The sequence below is a fragment of the Stenotrophomonas sp. SMYL11 genome (genome assembly GCF_036320005.1).
GTDB classification, from domain to species: domain Bacteria; phylum Pseudomonadota; class Gammaproteobacteria; order Xanthomonadales; family Xanthomonadaceae; genus Stenotrophomonas; species Stenotrophomonas maltophilia_A.
This window is the reverse complement of sequence record NZ_JAWIRS010000002.1, coordinates 382,875-402,364: the sequence shown is the minus strand read 5'-3', so window position 1 is coordinate 402,364 and position 19,490 is coordinate 382,875. Positions and strand designations below refer to the sequence as shown.

The window sequence follows — 19,490 nt, the reverse complement described above, 5'->3', positions numbered from 1 at the left end:
GGGGCGCCCCGCGCGCGCCCCCCCCCCCTCCCCCCCCCGCCCCCCCGCCGCGGGCCCCCCCCCCCCCCCCGCCACTACCGATGCGTTACGCCACCGGCAATCCGCGTTCGATCAACCACGCCTTCGCGTCTTCTGCGTCCTGCTCGAACCACGCCTGTGTCGACCCCAGCCGATACGTATACCCCCAGGCATCCATGTCGGCCATCAACCGCGCACTGCCAACACCAGGCAGCTGCCCGGCCAGCACGATCTGCAGGTAACAGGTGGCATCTTCCTCGGCGACCGAGTCGGTGGCGTCGGTATGCACCTGCGCACGCCGCTCCGGCGGCAGCACGATCAGATGGCAGGCTTCGTGCAGCATCGAGTGCACAGGCGTGTCATCGCGCACGTACACGTTGCTGGCGATGATGCCGGCTTCGGGCTCGCCCCAGTAGCTGCCGGGAATCGGTTCACCGGCCGCGACGTGGTGCAGCTGCAGGCCATGCGCGGCGAGCAGGCACTGCGCATCAGCGAAGGCGATGTCGCCCACGCAGGTGATGTCCACGGCGGTTGTCGTATCGGTCATGCGGGTCAGGCAGCCCCGCCCGTGCAGGCACGGGCGGGGCAGAGCATCAGGGTTTGTCCGGGCCTTCAGGCAGCGCCACGGAGATGTCCAGCACATCGTGCTGGCCATCCTTCACCAGGTCGACCTTCACTGCATCGACGTCGATGTTTACGTACTTCTTGATCACTTCCAGCAGTTCGCGCTGCAGCAGTGGCAGGTAGTCCGGGCCACCGCGGTTGCTGCGTTCCTGCGCGATGATGATCTGCAGGCGGTTCTTGGCGGTTTCGGCGGTGGTCTTCTTCGCTTTGAGGAAATCAAACAGGCCCATGCTTACCCTCCGAACAGCTTGCTGAAGAAGCCCTTCTTCTCGACGTTGGTGAAGCGCATCGGGCGTTCTTCGCCGAGGATGCGCGCGACGGCGTCGTCGTAGGCCTGGCCGGCGGCGGACTCGACATCCAGGATGACCGGCTCGCCCTTGTTGGAGGCGTTGAGCACGTCACCCGACTCGGGGATCACGCCAATCGCCTTCAGGCCGAGCACTTCCTCGACGTCGGCGATGCTGAGCATCTCGCCGCTTTCCACGCGCAGCGGGGTGTAGCGGGTCAGCAGCAGGAAGGCCGGTACGTCCTGGCCGGACTCGGCCTTGTGGGTCTTCGAATCGAGCAGGCCGATGATGCGGTCCGAGTCGCGCACCGACGACACTTCCGGGTTCACCACCACCACGGCACGGTCGGCGAAGTACATCGCCAGGAAGGCGCCCTTCTCGATGCCGGCCGGGGAGTCGCAGATGATGTAATCGAAGCCGTCGGCGGCCAGGTCCTTCAGGACCTTGCCCACGCCTTCCTGGGTCAGTGCGTCCTTGTCGCGGGTCTGCGAGGCGGCCAGCACGTACAGGTTCTCGAAGCGCTTGTCCTTGATCAGGGCCTGCTTGAGGGTCGCTTCGCCGTGCACGACGTTGACGAAGTCGTACACCACGCGGCGTTCGCAGCCCATGATCAGGTCGAGGTTGCGCAGGCCGACGTCGAAGTCGATCACCGCCACCTTCTTGCCGCGCCGTGCCAGGCCGCAGGCCAGGCTCGCGCTGGAAGTGGTCTTGCCGACGCCGCCCTTGCCGGAGGTGACTACGATGATTTCAGCCAAAGGACTTCTCCTGATGATTCTGTTTGGGTGCTGCGTCAGTCCAGCGCAGCGATCTTGATCTGGTCCTGTTCCAGCCACACCTGCACGGCCTTGCCGCGCAGGGAGTCCGGGACATCGTCCAGTACCTTGTAGTGGCCTGCAATGGCGACCAGTTCCGCATGGAAATCACGGCAGAAGATGCGTGCCGCGGTGTTGCCCTGTGCCCCCGCCAGCGCGCGGCCGCGCAGGGTGCCGTAGATGTGGATGCTGCCATCGGCGATGACCTCGGCGCCGGCGCCGACGGTGGCCATCACGGTCAGGTCGCAGTTTTCAGCGTACAGCTGCTGGCCCGAACGCACGTTGCCCAGCTGCATGCGGCCCGGCTGCGGTGCGGCGGCGTCGGCAACCTTGGCCACCGGCGTGGCCGGCGCCGGCTTCGGTTCGGCACGGGCTGCGCGACGCGGTTCCGGCGCGGGCGGCGGCGGCGGGGCCGGCTCGGCCTCGGCACGCTCGTACTGGGCGCGGAACTTGGCCAGCAGTGGCAGCCCGAGCTGCTGCGAGAGCAGGTCGACCGCGCTGGTGCCATAGGCCAGCGCCACCGGCAGCACGCCGGCACTGCGCAGGCCATCGACCAGCGCCTGCGCGGTGGCCACGTCCGGCACCTGGCTCAGGCCGCCGAAGTCGAGGATCACCGCGGCGCGGCCGAACAGTTTCGGCGCACGGGTGACGCGTTCGCGCATTTCCTGCACGAGGCGTTCGACATCAAGGGTACGGATGCGCAGGTTGGCGATGCCCACCTGGCCGATCTTCAGTTCACCGGCCTGTTCGTAATCGAAATTCACCGCCACGCTCAGGTCCCCGTCGGCCGCTGTACCTGCGCCGGCAGATGCCGGGCACGTGTCCATGCCACATCCGGCAGCTTGCCGCCGTAGGTCTCCTGGACCCACGGGTAGCTGCACAGTTCCTTGGCCAGCATGCTGGCGCGCACGTCGACCTGCGGCATGGTGTTCTGGCCCAGCTCGCGGAAGCCGAAGCTGCCGTGGAAGAGCAGGGCGGCATCGGCGCCATGGTCGAGGAAGACTTCGCAGGTCATCTGCGGGTAGCGCAGCTCGGCAAAGCTCTGCGCGTCGGCATAGAACGCACGGCCGACGCCACCGCCACGACGGCGGCTGGCGACCACGATGCGGTCGATATAGAAGAACGGGGTGTCCAGCTGCTGCTTGAACCAGGCGAAGTTGCTGCTGTCGTGCTGGCTGTCGCTGCCGAAGCCGATCAGGAAGCCGGCCAGGTTGCCGTCGCGCTCGGCGACGCGGAAATACTCAGCGGTTTCGTAGAACAGGCGCAGGCGGGCCGCATCCAGGGGAAGGATGGCCAGGCCAGCGTTGTTGTTCAAAGCCAGGACGGAATCGAGCTCGTGCTCGCGCACGTCGCGGATGACAATCGACATTGTGACTCCGTGGGGTAACGCGGTTGGTCCGTCAAATTGGACCCTGCGCACGATTATTGCATGCCCGGGGTGGGCTGCGGCATGAACAGGGGACCTCGGATGCATGACTTCCGTGGGAGTGCGCGACGCGGGCCGGGCCCGTAGAGTGCTGGCATGTTGGGAGTCCTCAGCCATACCCGCGTCCTCCGTCTGGCCGGCCTGTTTACCTGGGTCATGGTCGGCCTGCCACTGGCGTACTCGCAATTCGAGAACCTGCACAGCCGCAGCGATATGGGCAGCTGGGCGATCCTGTTGTTCGTCGCCTATCTGTCCTTCGGCGCCGCGTACTACTGGCTGACCCGCCTCCTGCGCAGTGACAGCGACAGTCACACCACCTGGCTGGACCGCGGCCTGCTGCTGCTGCTGACTGTTTCGGCGCTGGGCGTCAGTTTCCTCAGTGGTTCGGGCCTGGGCAGCATCCTGATGATGGTGGCTGCCGGCGTCATTCCGTGGATGCTGTCGGCGCGTCTGTGCGTGCTGTGGCTGCTGGTCAGCCAGCTGGCGGTGGCTCCGGTCTATTACATACTGCTGAACTTCCCGCTGTTCGAAGCCGTGATGCAATCGCTGCTGTATGGCGGCTTTTCCATGTTCATCTTCGTGACCAGCCTTGTCGCGAGACAGCAGACCCAGGCCCGCGACGAGCAGCGCAGGCTCAATTCGGAGCTGCGTGCCACCCGCGCCCTGCTGGCCGAAAGCGCCCGCGTCAACGAGCGAACCCGCATTTCACGTGAGCTGCACGATCTTCTGGGGCATCAGCTGACCGCACTGAGCCTGAACCTCGAAGTGGCTGGCCACCTGGCCGAGGGCCAGGCGCTGGACCACGTGAAGCGCTCGCATGCCTTGGCCAAGCTGCTGCTGGGCAACGTGCGTGAGGTGGTCAGCCAGCTGCGCGAGACCGGCGCCATCGATCTGGCGGCGGCGCTGCGGCCGCTGACCGAGAACGTGCCCTCGCTGGACATCCAGCTGGAGATCGAGGATCCGCTGAACGTGGAGGACCCGCAGCGGGCCCACGTGCTGCTGCGCTGTACCCAGGAGATCATCACCAACGCGGTGCGCCATGCCGGCGCCCGCCACCTGTGGATCAAGGTGTACCGTGAAGCCCCCGACCGGGTGGTGGTGGAGGCCCGCGACGACGGCGTCGGCGCGGATATGGTCAATGTGGGCAATGGCTTGCGCGGCATGCGCGAGCGCCTGCAACAATGTGGTGGCCAGCTGCAGGTCGAAACCCGTCCCGGTGAAGGCTTCCGGCTGCGGGCGACGGTGCCGGCAACGGTGCTGGTGGCCGCCCTTACCAAGGTTCCTGAAGGAGTGCGTTGATGATTCGCGTCTGCCTGGTCGACGACCAAACCCTGGTGCGGCAGGGAATCCGCTCCCTGCTGGCGCTCGACGACGGTATCGAGGTGGTGGCCGAGGCCGGCGATGGCCGGCAGGCGGTCGAGCTGATACCGCAGGTGCGTCCCGACGTGGTGCTGATGGACATGCGCATGCCGGTGATGTCCGGGCTGGAAGCGCTGCAGGTGCTGTCGCGCCAGGAGCAGCTGCCACCGACCATCATCCTCACCACCTTCGACGACGACCAGCTGGTGCTGGCCGGGCTCAAGGCCGGCGCCAAGGGCTACCTGCTCAAGGACGTGACCCTGGCGCAGCTGGTCGGTGCCATCCGCACCGTGGCCGACGGCGGTTCGCTGGTGCAGCCGGCCGTGACCCAGCGCCTGCTGTCCGGCCTGGAGCACATGCGCAACGAGTTCGTCAGCCTGGACCGCCCGGACCCGCTGACCGACCGCGAGACCGAGATCCTGCGGCTGATGGCCAGTGGCTTCTCCAACAAGGAGATCGCCAACTCGCTGGGTGTGGCCGAAGGCACCATCAAGAACCATGTGTCCAACATCCTGTCCAAGCTGGGCGTGCGCGACCGTACGCGCGCCGTACTGAAGGCGTTCGAACTCCAGCTGGTCTGAGGAAAACCTTTTCAGGACAATGACTTGAGGCCCAGTCATGGCCCTCGGGTGGGGTTGCCCCCTACTTCACGGGTATCGGTATGCGGTACCCTTCGAATTCTTTGTCCATACAAATACGCAGCCGGCAGGGAAACCGGTGCGCCAATCCCGATAAACAATGCCCGCGAAGCCTGCTAGGATTGGCGCTTCGCTTCAATCAACCCGGCCGTGGGATCGGCCCCGGAGACTCTCTGAATGACCCGTATTATCGAGTTCCTGATCGCCTTGGGGATCGTGGCTGGCCTGTTCGTCATCATTGGCGTATGTCTGCCGGGCGAGCGTCACATCACCGAAAGCATCGAGACCAACCGCAAGATGACGATCGTGTACGACACGGTCAGCAGCCTGCGCCGCTTCAAGGACTGGAACCCGCTGGTACTGCGCGATCCCGCCGTTGAACTGAAGCTGTCCGGCCCGGCCTCCGGCGTCGGTGCCACTCTCGACTTCACCTCCAAGGACCTGGGCACCGGTTCCTGGAAGATCACCGAAGCCGAAGAGAACAAGCGTGTTGCGATCGCCATCGATGACGCCACCAAGGGTCACGACAAGATCACCACCTTCACGCTGGAGCCGACCGGCAAGGGTGGCCGCAACGTCAAGATCACCCAGGACTACTCGGTGAAGTACGGCTTCGACCTGTTCGGTCGTTATGCAGGCCTGTATGTCAGCCGCCAGATCGGCGACGACATCAAGATGGGTCTGTCGCGTATGGCCAACATGCTGGCCAGCGTCCCGAACGTGGACTACCGCACCCCGGAAGCCCCGCTGACCGATCTGGCCATCGTCAATGTGCCGGCTGAAGACCTGCTGGTCGTCAACGCCGGTAACGTGGACCGCGGTCAGGACACGATCACCAAGTCCATCAAGGACAACCAGGAGTGGATCAAGCGCGTGATGGAGGCCAATGGCCTTGAAGCCGCCGGTCCGTTCCGCATCATCACCACCGATTTTGGTCAGGAGAAGTACGCCTTCGACATCGCCCAGCCGGTGAAGAAGAAGGGTGCTGAAGGTGCCACCGCTGAAGAGCTGACGGTCAAGATCGATGGCGGCGCTCCGGTCAAGTACGTGCACGTGGCCCCGCACCGTTCGGCGCATGCCGCCTACACCGGCCACATGGCGGGTCTGGACGTGGCCCGCAACGGCCTGCGTGCCTGGGCTGTGACCAACGGTTCGGAAGTGGTCGATCGCCCGTACGAAACCTGGAAGGACGGTCTGGACAAGTCGTTCACCCCGGAAGCGACCTACGACATCTACTGGGCCGTCAAGTAAGCCTCGGCTGACCCATGTAGTGTTGGACACGAAAACGCGCCGCTCATTGCGGCGCGTTTTTTTTCATCTGGCGCCCGGCAAGGGCGCTGCGCAAGGAGCCCACATGTTCAATCTCGAACGTCGCGCACGTAAGCCATCACTGCTGGCCTGCCTGGGGGCGCTGCTGGCCGCCGCCTCGATCGGCCTGTCGGCCTATGCGTCGCACGGTGTGGCCGACCCGCTGGCGCAGCAGCATCTGAACATGGCGGCGCTATATGCGTTCGCGCATGGCGCGGTACTGGTGGCGCTCGGGCCGCGCGCGCAGGGCGCGATCGCGCATCTGGCGCTGTACGTGCTGCTGCTGGGCGTGCTGCTGTTTTCCGGCAGCCTGGTGGGCGGTGCGTTGTGGCAGTGGGCGACGCGGATGGCACCGATCGGTGGCACCAGCATGATGGCCGGATGGGTGCTGCTGGCGATCAATGCGTTGAGGCGGTGAGGGTCGCAGGGCTCTCGCTCCGATCCATGCCGATGCGATCGTGATGGTTCATGGGCGTTACTTTTCTTTTCGCGCGAAAAGAAAAGTAACCAAAAGAAACGCGCCGCCGACCGCGAGCCGGTGCTGCGCACCGGTCCCCTGTGCTCCTCGGCCCGTCGAGGGGCGGTGCGGAGAGCAGCCGAGCATGGCTCGGCTCTACAAAATCGCACGCACCTCTTCGCCCTCGCCGGACCTGCGGTGCTCGGCTCGCTTGAAGGCGGACCCAACAGCTGCACGCTGATCCGTTGTAGAGGCTTCGAGCGAAGCGACCCGCTTTTGTCTTTGCTCTCTTGTTCCATTCCGTGGCGGACGCACGCGGAAACTGTCAGAGGCCGGGCGGGTGGGCTGGGCAGGGGTATCCGCGCCATGGATGGCGCGGCTAAGCCTCCAGGGACGGATTCACGGCGTCCCCTGCCCAGCCTACCCGCCCGGTCAGCTCCATGAATTTCGCCGTGCAGCCGCCACGAGGGGCTCAGCCGTTGGCGGGTTTCCAGCACCAGTGCCAGGGTTCGTAGACGATGCCGTGCGGGTTGTCGCGCGGGTAGCTCAGCTGGAAGCCGTGCGTGCTGGCATGGGCCCGCAGCCACGCGAAGGCGTCAGTGGCTTCGAACGATTCTTCGGCCGGGGCATCGCCCGGTGTGCCGATGTCCAGCGCGTGGCCGCTGTGGTGTTCGCTGAAACCCGGGGCGGCATTGACCTTCAGGATCTCCGCCACGCTCAAGCCGCGCGCCAGTTTCCGTTCGAAGATGCCCAACTGGTAGGCATGGCTGCGGAAGCCGGAGATGGCGTCCAGCGCAATGCCATCCTGTGCTGCGTGTAGGCGCATCCGTCGCCAGCCCTGCGCGGCGCCACGGCGCAGCCATAGCGGGCGGGCGAAGCGATCGCGGCCGGCAAAATGCAGCAGGCAGGGTTCGGGTTCCAGTGGCAGGCCGCTGTCGTCGGCGTAGCGCTGCGGGTCCAGGCCGAGCTGCTGCAGACGCTGCTGCAGCCCGGCCAGCGGCAGCCACTGATCTTCCAGTCCGGCGCCAAACGGGCGCGCCGCCATCGCGTCGAGCAGCGCCAGTGCATCCTCGACCCCGGGCTCGCGCGGCAGGCGCGGCACCATCGAATGCACGCCGTGCGGCAGTACGGCCGCCAGATAGCGGCCGTCGCGCTTGCGTCGCAGCACCCAACGCGCCTGTGACAGCAGGCGTGCATCCAGGTTGCTGCGCGCGCGCAGCAGGTCGGCAGGCCACAGTTCGATGGCCTCGGTATTGATCAGCAGGGGCGGGCGTCGTTGCATCGCCGCAGCTTACTGCCGTGGCGCCGATGCGGCCACCTTGCGCAGCGCATCGAGCAGCGCCTGCGGCCGATCCACGCTGAGCAGCAGCGTGCTGCCATCACTGACCGGCAGGGCGAGGACACGCGCACGGTCGGTGACCAGCGCGAAGCCCTTGCCGCCACCCTGCAGGCGGAAGTGGCCCGAGTAGAAGCCCGGCATTGAATAGCCATTGGTTTTGACACGGATGCCATAGCGGCGGTCACGCTGCAGGTCGACCACCTCGGCCTGGTCCAGCCGCAGCTGCGCCACCGGCACGCGCCGCCGATACATCGTCGAGCGCACGTCCAGCACGTTGCCGGCCAGCTCCACCCGGCGGCGGAAGAATGCGGCCCCCAGCCCGACAGCGAGTACAGCGATGACGATCAGGCTCCATGCCGCACTGCCGCCCATCCGGAACCAGGGCGGCGACAGCGTTACTTCGATCCAGGGTGCGTTCGCCGGTGCTTTATACAGCTGCGCATACAGGCAGGCCACGAAGGCAGCCAGCAGCGGCAGCACGATCCACAGCACCCGCAATGGCGAACTCTCGGCTACCTCGTACTGTTTCGGGTCGCTGGCGCCCATGGTTCAGGCTTCCTTCTTGAACACCAGCATCGCCGGGCACATCGGCGCCGGGATGATGACGTTCACCAGCTCCCAGCCCAGCTGGCCCTGGCGGCTGAGTTCTGTCTGCACGTCTTCTGGCTTGAGCACGCCCATCATGGACGTCTTGATCTCGATGGTCTGGTAGCTCCAGCGCTTGCTCATTCCTGGTCCTCCGGCGATGGCTTGGGTTTTGGCAGGCGTCCTGCCTTGCGCAATGCGTCGCGCAGTACGTATTCGATCTGTGCGTTCAGGCTGCGCAGTTCGTCGTCAGCCCAGCGCTGTGCCGCAGCCAGGACGTCGGCGTTGATGCGCAGCGGATAGGCTTTCTTCTCACTCATGAAAACTCCTGGCGGGGCGGTGGGGCGCCCCGTTGCGAGGGTGGTTCAGTACAGGGAGCCAGCGTTGACGATCGGCTGGGTGCCGCGATCCGAGCACAGCACGGTCAGCAGGTTGCTGACCATGTGCGCCTTGCGTTCCTCGTCCAGCTGCACCACGCCGTTCTTCTGCAGTTCGGCCAGGGCCATCTCGACCATGCCGACCGCACCGGCAACGATGCGCGTGCGTGCGGCGATCACCGCGTTGGCCTGCTGCCGCTGCAGCATCGCCTGGGCGATTTCGGCGGCGTAGGCGAGATGGCTGATGCGTGCGTCGATGACCTGCACACCGGCATCGGCCAGGCGCTCGGCCAGTTCGTTCTTCAGGTGCTGGGAGATCTCGCTGGCATGACTGCGCAGTGCCAGCTGGCCATCCTCATGCTGGTCGTAGGGGTAGCTGGTGGCCATCGCGCGCAGCGCCGATTCGGACTGGATGTGCACGAAGCTCTCGTAGTCGTCCACGTTGTAGACCGCCTCGGAGGCATCGACCACCTGCCAGACGATGACCGCGGCGATCTCGATCGGGCTGCCGTCCAGCTCGTTGACCTTCAGCTTGCCGCTCTCGAAGTTGCGCACGCGCTGGCTGACCCGGCGCTTGGCGTAGAAGGGGTTGTTCCAGCGCAGGCCGTTGTCCTTCACGGTGCCCACGTATTTGCCGAACAGGCTCAGCACCGCCGCCTGGTTGGGCTGGACCGTGTACAGGCCGGCCAGGGCGAAGATCGCCAGCGCCGCCACCAGGATGCCGGCCAGCATCAGCAGCAGGTTGGGGGAACCGGTGCTGGCCTTGGCTGCTACCCCCAGTACGAACAGGGCGCCGCCGGCGAGGGCGACAAGCAGGGCGCCGGCCAGCGTGCCGAGGCCGTTGAGCGAAGACAGCGACTTCTCTTTCATGGCGGTACGTCCTTGAGGGTTCAAAATGAAGATATCAAAGTGATATCACATCTGGGTGACCGTTCGTCGGATGCCATGGCCTGGGTGCCCGGCCAGCTAGAATGCCCACCCCCCTTCACATCGCTGCTGGAACCGCCATGGCCAAGCTTGGAACTCCGTTGTCTCCCTCCGCCACCCGCGTGCTGCTGCTCGGCTCGGGCGAACTCGGCAAGGAGGTGGCCATCGAGCTGCAGCGGCTGGGCGTGGAAGTGATCGCCGCCGACCGCTATGCCGATGCCCCGGCCATGCAGGTCGCGCACCGCTCGCACGTGATCGACATGCTCGATGCGATGGCCCTGCGTGCCCTGATCGCCCAGGAGCAGCCGCACTTGGTGGTACCGGAGATCGAGGCCATCCATACCGAGACCCTGGTCCAGCTGGAACAGGAGCATGGCCTGCGGGTGATCCCGACCGCGCGTGCCGCACGCCTGACCATGGACCGCGAAGGGATCCGCCGCCTGGCCGCCGAGACCCTGGGCCTGCCGACCTCGCCGTACCGCTTCGTCGATACCGAAGCCGAATACCGTGCCGCCGTGGCCGCCATCGGCCTGCCGTGCGTGGTCAAGCCGGTGATGTCCTCCTCGGGCAAGGGCCAAAGCACCCTGCGCAGCGAGGCGGACATCGCACCCGCCTGGGACTATGCGCAGACCGGTGGCCGCGCCGGTGCCGGCCGCTGCATCGTCGAAGGTTTCATCGATTTCGACTACGAGATCACCCTGCTGACCGTGCGCCATGCCGGCGGCACCTCGTTCTGCGCGCCGATCGGCCATCTGCAGAAGGACGGCGATTATCGCGAAAGCTGGCAGCCGCAGCCGATGTCGAGCGCGGCACTGGCGCGTGCCGAAGAGATTTCGCGCGCGATCACCGATGACCTCGGTGGCTGGGGCCTGTTCGGTGTCGAGCTGTTCGTGAAGGGCGACGAGGTGTGGTTCAGCGAAGTGTCGCCGCGCCCGCACGACACCGGCCTGGTGACGCTTGTTTCGCAGGAACTGAGCGAGTTCGCGCTGCACGCGCGCGCGATCCTCGGCCTGCCGATCCCGGTGATCCGCCAGAGCGGGCCGTCGGCCTCGTGCGCGCTGCTGGCGCATGGCGAGGGCGTGCCGTACTTCAACAACGTCGCCGCCGCACTGCAGGTGCCGGACACCGCCGTGCGCCTGTTCGGCAAGCCGAGCGTGCATGGCCACCGCCGCGTCGGTGTGACCCTGGCACGCGCGGAAACCATCGACGAAGCGCGTGCCATTGCGCGTGATGCCGCCGAAGCGATCGGCGTCGAACTGCGCCCGTAAACCGATAGCGCCGGGCCATGCCCGGCGGCCGCATCCCGTTAGGTACCGACCGTTGGTCGGTACCGATCCTCTGTAAAGCAGAGCCATGCGGCGGCTTTCCTGGATGACGCTTTCAGCCCGCCGAATGGCCCACATTCTCCACTGTGAGCAATGGGTTGATGGATTGCTGTTGGTGGCTGGGGCGAGCCTGCAGCAGGCCTGATACAAGACCACTTGTAATTTACGCCAGGCAAGCGAGCTGAAAGCGACATCTGATTGAGCGTCAGAATCCTGCGTGCTTTATCTTCTGTCGGATGAATGCCAAAGACACCTCAGGAGAAGGCTTGGACGAGCGGCTTACATCAGCGCTACCTGCCTTGTATCACCGAATTGGCCAATCACTGATTGATGCCGTACCTACTGACCAGTGCGGAATCTGGTTGAACTTCGAGATCATCAAGAATGCTTGGTCGGGTTGGGCGTTCTACCGCAAGCCGTCAGGCTCATACGGCCATCTAGAGCTTCCAGATGCTGCGGAAGCAGCGCTTCTGGAGATGCATCAGCTCTTTTCGCAATGGCACCATGCACTCTGGACAAGTTTGACGTTTCATCTGGATCCAGAGAACAAGATGGAGATCGAGCTCGGATATGAGCCACTATCTGAAGAAGCGTTCATCGATTCCCTGGGCCGGGAACAGGCTTGGCAGGATCGCTACCTTGGAGCAGGGGCGCAGATAGACTGGCAGGGCTAGTGAGCCTGGTTGGTTGAAGCAGCCGAGCATGGCTCGGCTCTACAGGGTACTTGGCACGCGGAGGCCGAATTCAGGTGGGTACCGACCGTTGGTCGGTACCCCATCGATACCGGTTACGGCTTTACATCCACCCACACCAGGTGATGGTCGCTGGCGTCGGCGATTTTCGCTTCCGGGCTTTCATTGGCCGGCCAGAAGATGCCGCTGCCGACGTACTCGAAACCGGTCGAGGGCAGCACGTAGTCCAGGCGCATGGTGCCGGACTTCGGGCCGAAATCACCGGTGGCGTGGAACGGTGCGCCCTTGCGCTCGATGCCCTTGGCCGCATAGGCCAGGCTGGTCTGCTCGCCACCGACGCTGCGCGGGGTGGGGTAGCGCAGTACGCGGGCGTTCTCGATCAGTTCGACGATCGCCTCATGGCGGCCATCGCCGTCGACCGGGTCGTTGTTGAGGTCGCCAAGGATCACGAAGCGCGCGTCCTGCGCCAGGCCTCCGCACTGGCCCTTGTCGTCGCACAGCCACGGCTTGTCACCCTTGGACAGGTATTCCTGCCACAGGCGCAGTTCGTCGTGGTTGCGCGCGGCGTTGCGCTTTTCCGGGCCATCGAACACTGGCGGGGTCGGGTGCGAGACCAGCGCGTGCACCACGCCGGCCGGGGTCTTCACCGGCACGTCCCAATGCGACTTCGACGACAGCCGCAGCTGCGACCACACATGGTCGTTGTAGAAGCTCTTGCCGGTGCGCGGGTCGACCGGACGGATCGCGCCCGGCATCGCGCTCCACTTCAGCAGCTGGAAGCTGCGCACCTTGGCCTCATCGATCGGGTAGCGCGACAGCACCAGCATGCCGTACTGGCCCGGGTGCAGGCCGTAGCCCCAGGCATCGTTGCCGCGGCTGCGGCCTTCGCCGCCGACCACGCCGTTGTTGTCAAGGTCCAGGCCGCTGGGCACGCCAGTGTTGACCGGGGCCAGGTAGCGGTAGGCGAAGTGCAGCGGCTTGCCGCCGCCGGGCTGGGCCACTTCCAGGTAGCGTTTCTGGAACAGGTCGGCGGCGCGGTGGGCGTCGTCGAAATCGAATTCGTTCAGCAGCACCAGGTCCGGGCGCGTCTGCTGCAGCACCGCGGCGATCTTGCGCGCGTGCTCGCTGTCACCTTCCAGTTCCTTGATCAGGCCACCGGTCTCATCGGAGTACAGCGAGGTGTTGTAAGTGGCCAGGCGCAGCGCAGCGGACGGCTTTTCGGTCATCGCAGGGGACGTGGCGAAGGCGGGGGCGGTGGCGCCGCAGAGCAGGGCCAGGGCGAGGATCTGGGGTCGGAGGTTCATGCGCCGTATTGTGCACCCGGCCCGGTGTCAGTGGTTTGTCAGCGTCCGTCCAGTTCGTCGTCGAAATCGTGCCAGCGGCGGCCGTCGTAGGCTTCCAGCGGTCGATAGCGCCGTTTGTAGTCCATCTTCTGATGCCCGCGGATCCAGTAGCCCAGGTATACGTGCGGCAGGCCCTCGCGGCGGGCCCATTCGATCTGCTGCAGGATCGCGAAGGTGCCCAGCCCACGCGCGGCATGGTCCGGGTCGAAGAAGGTGTAGACCGCCGACAGGCCGTGCTCGGTGACGTCGGTCACCGCCACCCCCAGCAGCTGGCTGGGCTGGCCGTCGTGGCCGGGCAGGCGCATTTCCATGAAGCGGGTGTGCGACCAGCTGCCGATCAGGAACTGCTCGAACTCGTGCGGGCCATGGTCATCCATGCCGCCGTTGGCGTGGCGATGGGTGAGGTAGCGGTGATACAGCGCGAACAGGTCGTCGCGGGCGGTCGCGGCGGTGATCCGCACTTCCAGGTCTTCATTGCGGGCGGCACAGCGGCGCTGGCTGCGGTCGGGGGCGAAGCGGGCCACCGGGATGCGCACCGCCACGCATGCCTGGCAGTGCGCGCAATGCGGCCGGTACACCAGGTCGCCACTACGGCGGAAGCCCCAGCTCAGTGCCAGCGGGTACAGGCCGCCAAGGCGGCGATCGTGCGGGTCCAGCACCAGGTCGCGCGCCACCCGGTCCGACCAGTACCCGCAGGGGTGCTCGCCGGTCTGGAAAAGTCGCAGTTCGTCGTCTCTGTCGCCGTGAATCGCCATGGGCACAGCATAGCCCCAGCCTGTCGCAGTGGCGGCGACTGTCCGCCGGATGAATGGAACCGGCAGCGGCGTCAACCGATGTCGCGCCCGGGCGTTGTTGTCTCCCGAGGGTGAAGTGATCGCCCCGACGCAATTCCCATCCCCAGGAGTGACCCCATGATCCGTACCCCCCTGCTGCTGGCCCTGCTGCTCGGCACCTCCGCTTCCGGTATCGCGCTCGCGGCCGACACCCCGGCCACGCCGGCGCAGCGCCCGGCCAAGCTGGACACCAACGGCGACGGCGTGATCGACCCCAGCGAGGCCGCTGCCAACCCGCGTCTGGCCGCGAAGTTCGACGAGCTGGACAAGAACAAGGACGGCAAGCTTTCGCGCGATGAGCTGCCGCGCTGGCAGCATGGTCGCCGTGGTGGCCACGGCGGTGAGCGCTGGGCCAAGCTGGGCGTCAACAAGGACGGCCGCATCAGCCGCGAGGAGGCCAAGGCTGACCCGCGCCTGGCCGCGCGCTTCGACCAGCTCGACCTCAACAAGGACGGCTACCTGGACAAGGCCGACCGCGAGCTGCGCATGAAGCAGCGTCGTGATGCCTGGTTCGCCGCCGCCGACACCAACAAGGATGGCCAGCTGAGCAAGGCCGAGTTCGATGCCGCCAAGGGCCCGATGCACGGTGGCCCGCGTCATGGCGGTCCGCGTGACGGCGCGGCGCCGAAGCCGCAGCGCTGAGGTTCTACGCAGTGAATGACGACAACGCCGGCGCACTGCCGGCGTTGTCCGTTACAGGCGGCCGCCGCGCATCAGTGAGTACACCACAAGCGCGATCACCATCAGGTTCATCGCGATGATGCCGGTGCGGCCGTACATCGATTCAAATTTCCAGTTGATGCCGGTTCGTCCGCGGCGGGCCGAATCGCGCGCGATCATCGGTGCCATCACCCGCTGCAGCGGCACCAGGCACTGGTAGTTGACCACGCCCAGGCCTACCGCCAGCACCGTCAGCTGCGCCCAGACCGGCGCCTGCAGCATCACGGCCAGCAGGATCGCCAGGCACCAGAACATGCCGGTGATGATGTTGAGGTAGAGGAAGCGGCGCACGTCGGCGCGCTCGGATGCCGTTTCGGTGTACGACAGCAGGAAACGTCCGCCGAGATAGCTGCCGAGCGCGCCACCGACCACGCCGCCGATCACTGCCCCCCAGCTTTCAGCCGGCAGCACATGCAGCTGGCCCAGCGTGGCAGTCAGCGAGCCCATCGCGGTGCCGCCCGCAGCGCTGGCACCGCCAAGGCCAAGCTTGCTGCCGCCGATGCCGACACCGGTGCCGAGCAGCACCGCAGCACTGGCCGTGCCGGGCGCAGCCACCAGCACCATCGACACCACGGCAGTGGCGAATGCCGCGCTCGGGGCGCTGCTGCGCGCGAACTCGCCGAAGCGCTGCAGCAGGCCGTCGCGCACCAGGGCGCGGGCACGCGACAGGCGCTTGCGCACGGCTGCGTCGCTGAGCCCAAGCAGGTCGGCCACCTGCTGCGAGCGCTGGCCTTCGCGGTAGTACAGCAGCAGCACTTCGCGGCTGTCGGCCGGCAACGCGGAAATGATGTCCTCGGCAGCGATCTCTTCCTCCACCCGTTGCAGGCGGTCGGCCGCGCCCGGGGCCGGGTCGGCGGCCATGCCCATCGCCACCTCGGCGGCCTCGCCGGTCAGCGGCCGGCCGCGCTGCGCGCGCAGCCAGTCGCGGGCCAGGTTGCGGGTGATCTGCCGCAGCCAGGGCAGGAAACTGGTCGAACTGCGCAGCTGGTGCAGCTGCTGCCAGCCCTTCACGAAGGCCTCCTGGGCGATGTCCTCGCTGGCCTGACGATCGCGGGTGATGGCCAGCGCGATGGCGGTAACCGTGTTCTGGCAGGCCAGCACGATGCGGCCATAGGCGTGCTGGCAACCGCTGGCGGCGGCGGGCAGTTCGCGTTCCAGGGTCTGGTCGATCGATGCGGCGAACGTCGTCATGGCGGCGGCTCTCCTGCTGGGATTGTGTCCCAAGACGGAGCCGCGCGCGAAGTGTGACCGCAGATGCCGATGCATCTGCGGTCCGCGCATTCCACCTCATCCCCGCGCCGCTGGCGCGCCCCCTTGAACAACAAGGGGGCTCCAATCCTGACGGGTTACGGTGAAATCGTGGCCTTGCTGCCAGGCCGCTGTGCTCGCCGGGCATGGCCCGGCACCGCCTCTTACTTGGAGGGCTGGATGCGAACCCGGACTTCTTCTTCTTCCGGCGGAGCCGGTTGGGCAGGGGCCTGCTGCGGCTTCGCCTGAGGGGCAGGGGCCGGTGCGACCGGCGCCGGGCTGCCGCGATGGCGCAGGCCGATCACCAGCGCCACGCCGGCGATCACCACCAGCAGGGCGATGCGGATACGCCAGGCCCAGCTGCGGCCACCGCTGCCCTGTTCCGGCGCGTCGCGGAAGGCGAATTCGGCGGTCGGATGGTCGCGGCGGGTAGTGTCGAGCAGGCGCGCCTCACGCAGGATTTCGCGCGCGCGCGGCTGGTCGTCGGCGCGCACGATCCACACCGCCGGGTAGGCGTTGGCGTTGCCCAGGTCGGTATAGCTGAACTGGCCGCGGCGACGGGTCTTGTACGAGCGCCCGTTGGTCACCTTGACGTCGATGCCATGCTCGCGCAGGAGCTCGGCCACGCCTTCGACGGTTTCCACGCGCTGGCTGCTGAAGATCTGGCGCATCGGATCAATCCTTGGCCGGCACGGCGGCGGCCGCTGCCTGGTCGGGAACCACGCGGATCAGGCCTTCCTGCGCGGTGCTGGCGACGAGTACGCCGTTGCGGGTGAAGAACTGGCCGCGGGCCAGGCCGCGCGAATCCTGCGCGCTGGGGCTGTCCAGCGAGTACAGCAGCCAGTCGTCGGCGCGGAACGGGCGGTGGAACCAGATCGCGTGGTCGAGCGAGGCCATCTGCACGTGCGGGTGGTAGTAGCTGATCCCATGGGGGAACGTGGCGGTGCCCAGCAGGTGGAAGTCGGAGGCGTAGGCCAGCAGCGCCTGGTGCAGCTCCGGGGCATCGCCGACCGGCTCGCTCAGGCGCAGCCACACCTGGTGGTAGGGCGGGCGCTTGGGCGGGTTCAGTTCGTCGCGCGGGTAGACGTGGCGGAACTCGAACGGGCCGCCGCGCGAGAGCCAGCGCTGCACCTTGATCGGGAGCCGCTCCAGCACCTCGGCCGGCAGCGGACGGTTCGGCTCGATGTCTTCCGGTTGCGGCACTTCGGGCATCTTGTGCTGGTGCTCGGCGCCGGTTTCGGCCTGCTGGAACGAGGCAGCACAGAAGAAGATCACCTTGCCGTGCTGGATTGCGGTAACCCGGCGCACCGAGAAGCTGCCGCCGTCGCGGGTACGGTCCACGTCGTAGACGATGGGGTGGTCGATGTTGCCGGCGCGCAGGAAGTAGGCGTGCAGCGAGTGCACGTGGCGGCCGTTGTCGACCGTGGCCTGCGCCGCAGCCAGCGCCTGGCCCAGCACCTGCCCGCCAAACACGTACTTGGTGCCGATGTCGCGGCTCTGCCCGCGGAACAGGTTGTCCTCCAGCCGCTCCAGCGTGAGCAGGTCGATCAGCTCGGAGACGACGGGTTCGGGCGTGTCGTTCAAGGGGGCGGCCACAGCAGTGAAGAGGGCCCGATTATACCGGTGCAGCCCGGCCCATCGATTCGACCGGTGCAGCCCGGCCCATCATCGGTAGTGCCGGCCGTTGGCCGGCAACCTCATGATCCTCCTGGGGCACCTGCGGTTGCCGGCCAGCGGCCGGCACTACCGTTTACTTGCCGAGGCGGGCGACCAGCGCCTGCAGGGCGTTCTGCGCATCCGGGGCGAACCAGGCCTCGACGAAGCGGTCGAGCTGGATCAGGTCCGGGTGCAGGGCTTCGTGCAGGTCGGCGCGGGCAATCGCGCGGGTCAGCAGCATCGGCTGGCGCGGCTGCTTGAGCAGGTTCTGCAGCCAGGCGATGGCGCGCGCCACCACCAGGTCGCCTTCGGCCAGTTCATCGACCAGGCCGATCTGCAGCGCCTGTTCGGCCGGCACCAGCGAACCGGTGGTCAGCAGGACGCCGGCGCGGTGCACGCCCACCGCGCGGCGCAGAAGGCGCTGGATGCCCTCCGGCGCGATCAGGCCCACCTGCACTTCGTTCAGGCCGATGGCATACGGCCGCGACGGATCGGCGCTGCGCGCCATCACCCGGTAGTCGCAGCACAGGGCCAGCACGCAGCCGCCCGCCGGGGCGTGGCCGGTGATCGCCGCGACCACCGGGATCCGGCTCTCGGCCAGCGTGCGCACGGCGCCAAAGAAGGCGTTCCAGGTGTCCAACAACTTGTGCTTGTCATCACCATGCGAGAGCAGGTGCGGCACGTCCATGCCGCCGGTGAAGATGCGCTCGCTGCCCGACAGCACGATGCCGTGCGCGTCTTCGGCCATGGCCAGCTCGATGGCATGGATCAACTGCCGGCACAGTTCGGTGTCCAGTGCGTTGACCGGCGGCCGCGCCAGGCGCAGTTCGCGGATGGGGCCATGGTTGATCACCTCGATGAGCGTCGTCATGCTGCGGTCTCGTTGCGAAGAAGGAACCTGGGCGATGATAACCAAACCATTCGTTGGCGTACTGTTGGTTCTGTGTGCGGCCGCAGCATCGGCCTCGGCTGCGGAATCGGGCTGCGTCACGGTGGAGCAGGGCTGGGCGCGGCTGCCGCCGAATCCGGCGATGCCGATGACCGCAGGCTACGGCGTGATCCACAACGGTTGCAGCAAGGCAGTTGCGATCACTGGCGCGGCCAGCAGCAGCTTCGGTGATGTGTCGCTGCACGAGACCACGATCGTCGATGGCGTCAGTCGGATGCGCGCGATCGAGCGACTGCCGTTGGCGCCGGGCGCACGTGCCGAGCTCAAGCCCGGTGGCCTGCACCTGATGCTGATGCAGGGCAAGGGCGCGTTGAAGGAAGGGCAGGCGCTGCCGCTGCGGCTGCAGCTGGAAGGCGGCGGCGAAGCGAGTGCGACGTTGACCGTGCGCAAGGCCGCGCCGTAAGCGCGCGGGGAAACGGCACGCTGCTGCTGAAGCAAGGGGTTGGGATGGCCGTCGTAGCGTCGAGCTTGCTCGACGCGACCGGAATATCCGGTAGTGGGGGGGGGGGGGGGGGGGGGCCCGGGGGGGGGGGGCCCGCGGCGGGGGCCGCGCCGCGGCGCCGGGGG

General features: G+C 66.8%; 24 protein-coding genes. 8 read left to right on the top strand and 16 right to left on the bottom strand.

The window, feature by feature from the left end:
* Positions 1-85: 85 nt before the first annotated feature.
* The 5 genes from V3B46_RS05785 to V3B46_RS05765 are packed head-to-tail and all read right to left on the bottom strand — an operon-like array spanning position 86 to position 3,110.
* Positions 86-565: a hypothetical protein gene (locus V3B46_RS05785; protein WP_049422782.1), complete on the bottom strand. Its 480-nt coding sequence runs from the start codon at positions 563-565 to the stop codon at positions 86-88.
* Positions 566-611: 46 nt separating this feature from the next.
* On the bottom strand, positions 612-872 hold the full coding sequence (gene minE / locus V3B46_RS05780; RefSeq protein ID WP_004148073.1) for a cell division topological specificity factor MinE: 261 nt from the start codon (positions 870-872) through the stop codon (positions 612-614).
* Positions 873-874: 2 nt separating this feature from the next.
* The gene (gene minD / locus V3B46_RS05775) at positions 875-1,684 is read right to left on the bottom strand and encodes a septum site-determining protein MinD (RefSeq protein WP_010483375.1); all 810 of its coding nucleotides are present in this window, start codon (positions 1,682-1,684) and stop codon (positions 875-877) included.
* 35 nt (positions 1,685-1,719) lie between these two features.
* Positions 1,720-2,568: a septum site-determining protein MinC gene (gene minC, locus V3B46_RS05770; protein WP_050509775.1), complete on the bottom strand. Its 849-nt coding sequence runs from the start codon at positions 2,566-2,568 to the stop codon at positions 1,720-1,722.
* Positions 2,514-3,110 carry a GNAT family N-acetyltransferase gene (locus tag V3B46_RS05765; protein ID WP_329891352.1) on the bottom strand — a complete coding sequence of 199 codons (597 nt, stop codon included), beginning with the start codon at positions 3,108-3,110 and terminating at the stop codon, positions 2,514-2,516. The genes minC and V3B46_RS05765 overlap by 55 nt, the downstream gene beginning before the upstream one ends.
* A gap of 153 nt (positions 3,111-3,263) precedes the next feature.
* On the opposite strand from V3B46_RS05765, the gene V3B46_RS05760 reads away from it, so the two are divergent.
* The 4 genes from V3B46_RS05760 to V3B46_RS05745 all read left to right on the top strand — a co-directional run bounded on the left by V3B46_RS05760 (position 3,264) and on the right by V3B46_RS05745 (position 6,890).
* Positions 3,264-4,466 carry a sensor histidine kinase gene (locus V3B46_RS05760; RefSeq protein WP_329891351.1) on the top strand — a complete coding sequence of 401 codons (1,203 nt, stop codon included), beginning with the start codon at positions 3,264-3,266 and terminating at the stop codon, positions 4,464-4,466.
* Positions 4,466-5,107 carry a response regulator gene (locus V3B46_RS05755; protein ID WP_006424175.1) on the top strand — a complete coding sequence of 214 codons (642 nt, stop codon included), beginning with the start codon at positions 4,466-4,468 and terminating at the stop codon, positions 5,105-5,107. The genes V3B46_RS05760 and V3B46_RS05755 overlap by 1 nt, the downstream gene beginning before the upstream one ends.
* A gap of 234 nt (positions 5,108-5,341) precedes the next feature.
* Positions 5,342-6,415 carry a polyketide cyclase gene (locus tag V3B46_RS05750; RefSeq protein WP_032127602.1) on the top strand — a complete coding sequence of 358 codons (1,074 nt, stop codon included), beginning with the start codon at positions 5,342-5,344 and terminating at the stop codon, positions 6,413-6,415.
* 103 nt (positions 6,416-6,518) lie between these two features.
* On the top strand, positions 6,519-6,890 hold the full coding sequence (locus tag V3B46_RS05745; RefSeq protein WP_329891350.1) for a DUF423 domain-containing protein: 372 nt from the start codon (positions 6,519-6,521) through the stop codon (positions 6,888-6,890).
* A 511-nt stretch (positions 6,891-7,401) separates the two neighbouring features.
* Here the strand turns inward: V3B46_RS05745 and V3B46_RS05740 are convergent.
* The 5 genes from V3B46_RS05740 to V3B46_RS05720 are packed head-to-tail and all read right to left on the bottom strand — an operon-like array spanning position 7,402 to position 10,100.
* Entirely contained in the window at positions 7,402-8,211 is an 810-nt protein-coding gene (locus tag V3B46_RS05740; protein WP_329891349.1) for a M15 family metallopeptidase, read from the bottom strand.
* 9 nt (positions 8,212-8,220) lie between these two features.
* Positions 8,221-8,814 (bottom strand): PH domain-containing protein, encoded by a 594-nt coding sequence (locus V3B46_RS05735; protein WP_154262755.1) that lies wholly within the window; start codon positions 8,812-8,814, stop codon positions 8,221-8,223.
* A gap of 3 nt (positions 8,815-8,817) precedes the next feature.
* On the bottom strand, positions 8,818-8,997 hold the full coding sequence (locus V3B46_RS05730) for a DUF4177 domain-containing protein (protein ID WP_329891348.1): 180 nt from the start codon (positions 8,995-8,997) through the stop codon (positions 8,818-8,820).
* Complete coding sequence (locus tag V3B46_RS05725; protein WP_154262757.1) at positions 8,994-9,173, bottom strand: type II toxin-antitoxin system antitoxin; 180 nt, start codon at positions 9,171-9,173, stop codon at positions 8,994-8,996. The genes V3B46_RS05730 and V3B46_RS05725 overlap by 4 nt, the downstream gene beginning before the upstream one ends.
* 45 nt (positions 9,174-9,218) lie before the next feature.
* Entirely contained in the window at positions 9,219-10,100 is an 882-nt protein-coding gene (locus tag V3B46_RS05720) for an SPFH domain-containing protein (protein ID WP_032127597.1), read from the bottom strand.
* 137 nt (positions 10,101-10,237) lie between these two features.
* Here V3B46_RS05720 and purT point away from each other — a divergent pair, with 137 nt between their 5' ends.
* Entirely contained in the window at positions 10,238-11,425 is a 1,188-nt protein-coding gene (gene purT / locus V3B46_RS05715) for a formate-dependent phosphoribosylglycinamide formyltransferase (RefSeq protein ID WP_329891347.1), read from the top strand.
* A gap of 323 nt (positions 11,426-11,748) precedes the next feature.
* Positions 11,749-12,156 carry an immunity protein YezG family protein gene (locus tag V3B46_RS05710; RefSeq protein WP_329891346.1) on the top strand — a complete coding sequence of 136 codons (408 nt, stop codon included), beginning with the start codon at positions 11,749-11,751 and terminating at the stop codon, positions 12,154-12,156.
* 113 nt (positions 12,157-12,269) lie between these two features.
* On the opposite strand, the gene V3B46_RS05705 is transcribed toward V3B46_RS05710, so the two are convergent.
* A complete protein-coding gene (locus V3B46_RS05705; protein ID WP_329891345.1) occupies positions 12,270-13,478 on the bottom strand; it encodes an endonuclease/exonuclease/phosphatase family protein in 1,209 nt (402 codons plus the stop codon).
* Positions 13,479-13,516: 38 nt separating this feature from the next.
* A complete protein-coding gene (locus V3B46_RS05700) occupies positions 13,517-14,272 on the bottom strand; it encodes an arginyltransferase (protein WP_012510405.1) in 756 nt (251 codons plus the stop codon).
* 156 nt (positions 14,273-14,428) lie between these two features.
* Here V3B46_RS05700 and V3B46_RS05695 point away from each other — a divergent pair, with 156 nt between their 5' ends.
* Positions 14,429-14,992 carry an EF-hand domain-containing protein gene (locus tag V3B46_RS05695; protein ID WP_329891344.1) on the top strand — a complete coding sequence of 188 codons (564 nt, stop codon included), beginning with the start codon at positions 14,429-14,431 and terminating at the stop codon, positions 14,990-14,992.
* A gap of 51 nt (positions 14,993-15,043) precedes the next feature.
* On the opposite strand, the gene V3B46_RS05690 is transcribed toward V3B46_RS05695, so the two are convergent.
* From V3B46_RS05690 to V3B46_RS05675, 4 genes are all read right to left on the bottom strand, one after another.
* Positions 15,044-16,261 carry an RNA polymerase sigma factor gene (locus V3B46_RS05690; protein ID WP_329891343.1) on the bottom strand — a complete coding sequence of 406 codons (1,218 nt, stop codon included), beginning with the start codon at positions 16,259-16,261 and terminating at the stop codon, positions 15,044-15,046.
* 221 nt (positions 16,262-16,482) lie between these two features.
* A complete protein-coding gene (locus tag V3B46_RS05685; RefSeq protein ID WP_154262767.1) occupies positions 16,483-16,989 on the bottom strand; it encodes a pathogenicity-like protein in 507 nt (168 codons plus the stop codon).
* Between the two features lie 4 nt (positions 16,990-16,993).
* Entirely contained in the window at positions 16,994-17,914 is a 921-nt protein-coding gene (gene tesB, locus V3B46_RS05680; RefSeq protein ID WP_004148214.1) for an acyl-CoA thioesterase II, read from the bottom strand.
* 154 nt (positions 17,915-18,068) lie between these two features.
* Complete coding sequence (locus V3B46_RS05675; RefSeq protein WP_032127589.1) at positions 18,069-18,845, bottom strand: enoyl-CoA hydratase/isomerase family protein; 777 nt, start codon at positions 18,843-18,845, stop codon at positions 18,069-18,071.
* 34 nt (positions 18,846-18,879) lie between these two features.
* Between V3B46_RS05675 and V3B46_RS05670 the strand changes: the two genes are divergently transcribed.
* Positions 18,880-19,326, top strand: a complete 447-nt coding sequence (locus V3B46_RS05670) for a copper chaperone PCu(A)C (RefSeq protein WP_329891342.1) — start codon at positions 18,880-18,882, stop codon at positions 19,324-19,326.
* Positions 19,327-19,490 lie beyond the last annotated feature (164 nt).

Excerpts from the sequence above, each read along its gene's own strand:
- V3B46_RS05785 (WP_049422782.1), bottom strand. The coding sequence starts at position 565 with ATGACCGATACGACAACCGCCGTGGACATCACCTGCGTGGGCGACATC.
- minE (WP_004148073.1), bottom strand. The coding sequence starts at position 872 with ATGGGCCTGTTTGATTTCCTCAAAGCGAAGAAGACCACCGCCGAAACC.
- minC (WP_050509775.1), bottom strand. The coding sequence starts at position 2,568 with ATGGACACGTGCCCGGCATCTGCCGGCGCAGGTACAGCGGCCGACGGG.
- V3B46_RS05765 (WP_329891352.1), bottom strand. The coding sequence starts at position 3,110 with ATGTCGATTGTCATCCGCGACGTGCGCGAGCACGAGCTCGATTCCGTC.
- V3B46_RS05760 (WP_329891351.1), top strand. The coding sequence starts at position 3,264 with ATGTTGGGAGTCCTCAGCCATACCCGCGTCCTCCGTCTGGCCGGCCTG.
- V3B46_RS05755 (WP_006424175.1), top strand. The coding sequence starts at position 4,466 with ATGATTCGCGTCTGCCTGGTCGACGACCAAACCCTGGTGCGGCAGGGA.
- V3B46_RS05750 (WP_032127602.1), top strand. The coding sequence starts at position 5,342 with ATGACCCGTATTATCGAGTTCCTGATCGCCTTGGGGATCGTGGCTGGC.
- V3B46_RS05745 (WP_329891350.1), top strand. The coding sequence starts at position 6,519 with ATGTTCAATCTCGAACGTCGCGCACGTAAGCCATCACTGCTGGCCTGC.
- V3B46_RS05740 (WP_329891349.1), bottom strand. The coding sequence starts at position 8,211 with ATGCAACGACGCCCGCCCCTGCTGATCAATACCGAGGCCATCGAACTG.
- V3B46_RS05735 (WP_154262755.1), bottom strand. The coding sequence starts at position 8,814 with ATGGGCGCCAGCGACCCGAAACAGTACGAGGTAGCCGAGAGTTCGCCA.
- V3B46_RS05730 (WP_329891348.1), bottom strand. The coding sequence starts at position 8,997 with ATGAGCAAGCGCTGGAGCTACCAGACCATCGAGATCAAGACGTCCATG.
- V3B46_RS05725 (WP_154262757.1), bottom strand. The coding sequence starts at position 9,173 with ATGAGTGAGAAGAAAGCCTATCCGCTGCGCATCAACGCCGACGTCCTG.
- V3B46_RS05720 (WP_032127597.1), bottom strand. The coding sequence starts at position 10,100 with ATGAAAGAGAAGTCGCTGTCTTCGCTCAACGGCCTCGGCACGCTGGCC.
- purT (WP_329891347.1), top strand. The coding sequence starts at position 10,238 with ATGGCCAAGCTTGGAACTCCGTTGTCTCCCTCCGCCACCCGCGTGCTG.
- V3B46_RS05705 (WP_329891345.1), bottom strand. The coding sequence starts at position 13,478 with ATGAACCTCCGACCCCAGATCCTCGCCCTGGCCCTGCTCTGCGGCGCC.
- V3B46_RS05700 (WP_012510405.1), bottom strand. The coding sequence starts at position 14,272 with ATGGCGATTCACGGCGACAGAGACGACGAACTGCGACTTTTCCAGACC.
- V3B46_RS05695 (WP_329891344.1), top strand. The coding sequence starts at position 14,429 with ATGATCCGTACCCCCCTGCTGCTGGCCCTGCTGCTCGGCACCTCCGCT.
- V3B46_RS05690 (WP_329891343.1), bottom strand. The coding sequence starts at position 16,261 with ATGACGACGTTCGCCGCATCGATCGACCAGACCCTGGAACGCGAACTG.
- V3B46_RS05685 (WP_154262767.1), bottom strand. The coding sequence starts at position 16,989 with ATGCGCCAGATCTTCAGCAGCCAGCGCGTGGAAACCGTCGAAGGCGTG.
- V3B46_RS05675 (WP_032127589.1), bottom strand. The coding sequence starts at position 18,845 with ATGACGACGCTCATCGAGGTGATCAACCATGGCCCCATCCGCGAACTG.
- V3B46_RS05670 (WP_329891342.1), top strand. The coding sequence starts at position 18,880 with ATGATAACCAAACCATTCGTTGGCGTACTGTTGGTTCTGTGTGCGGCC.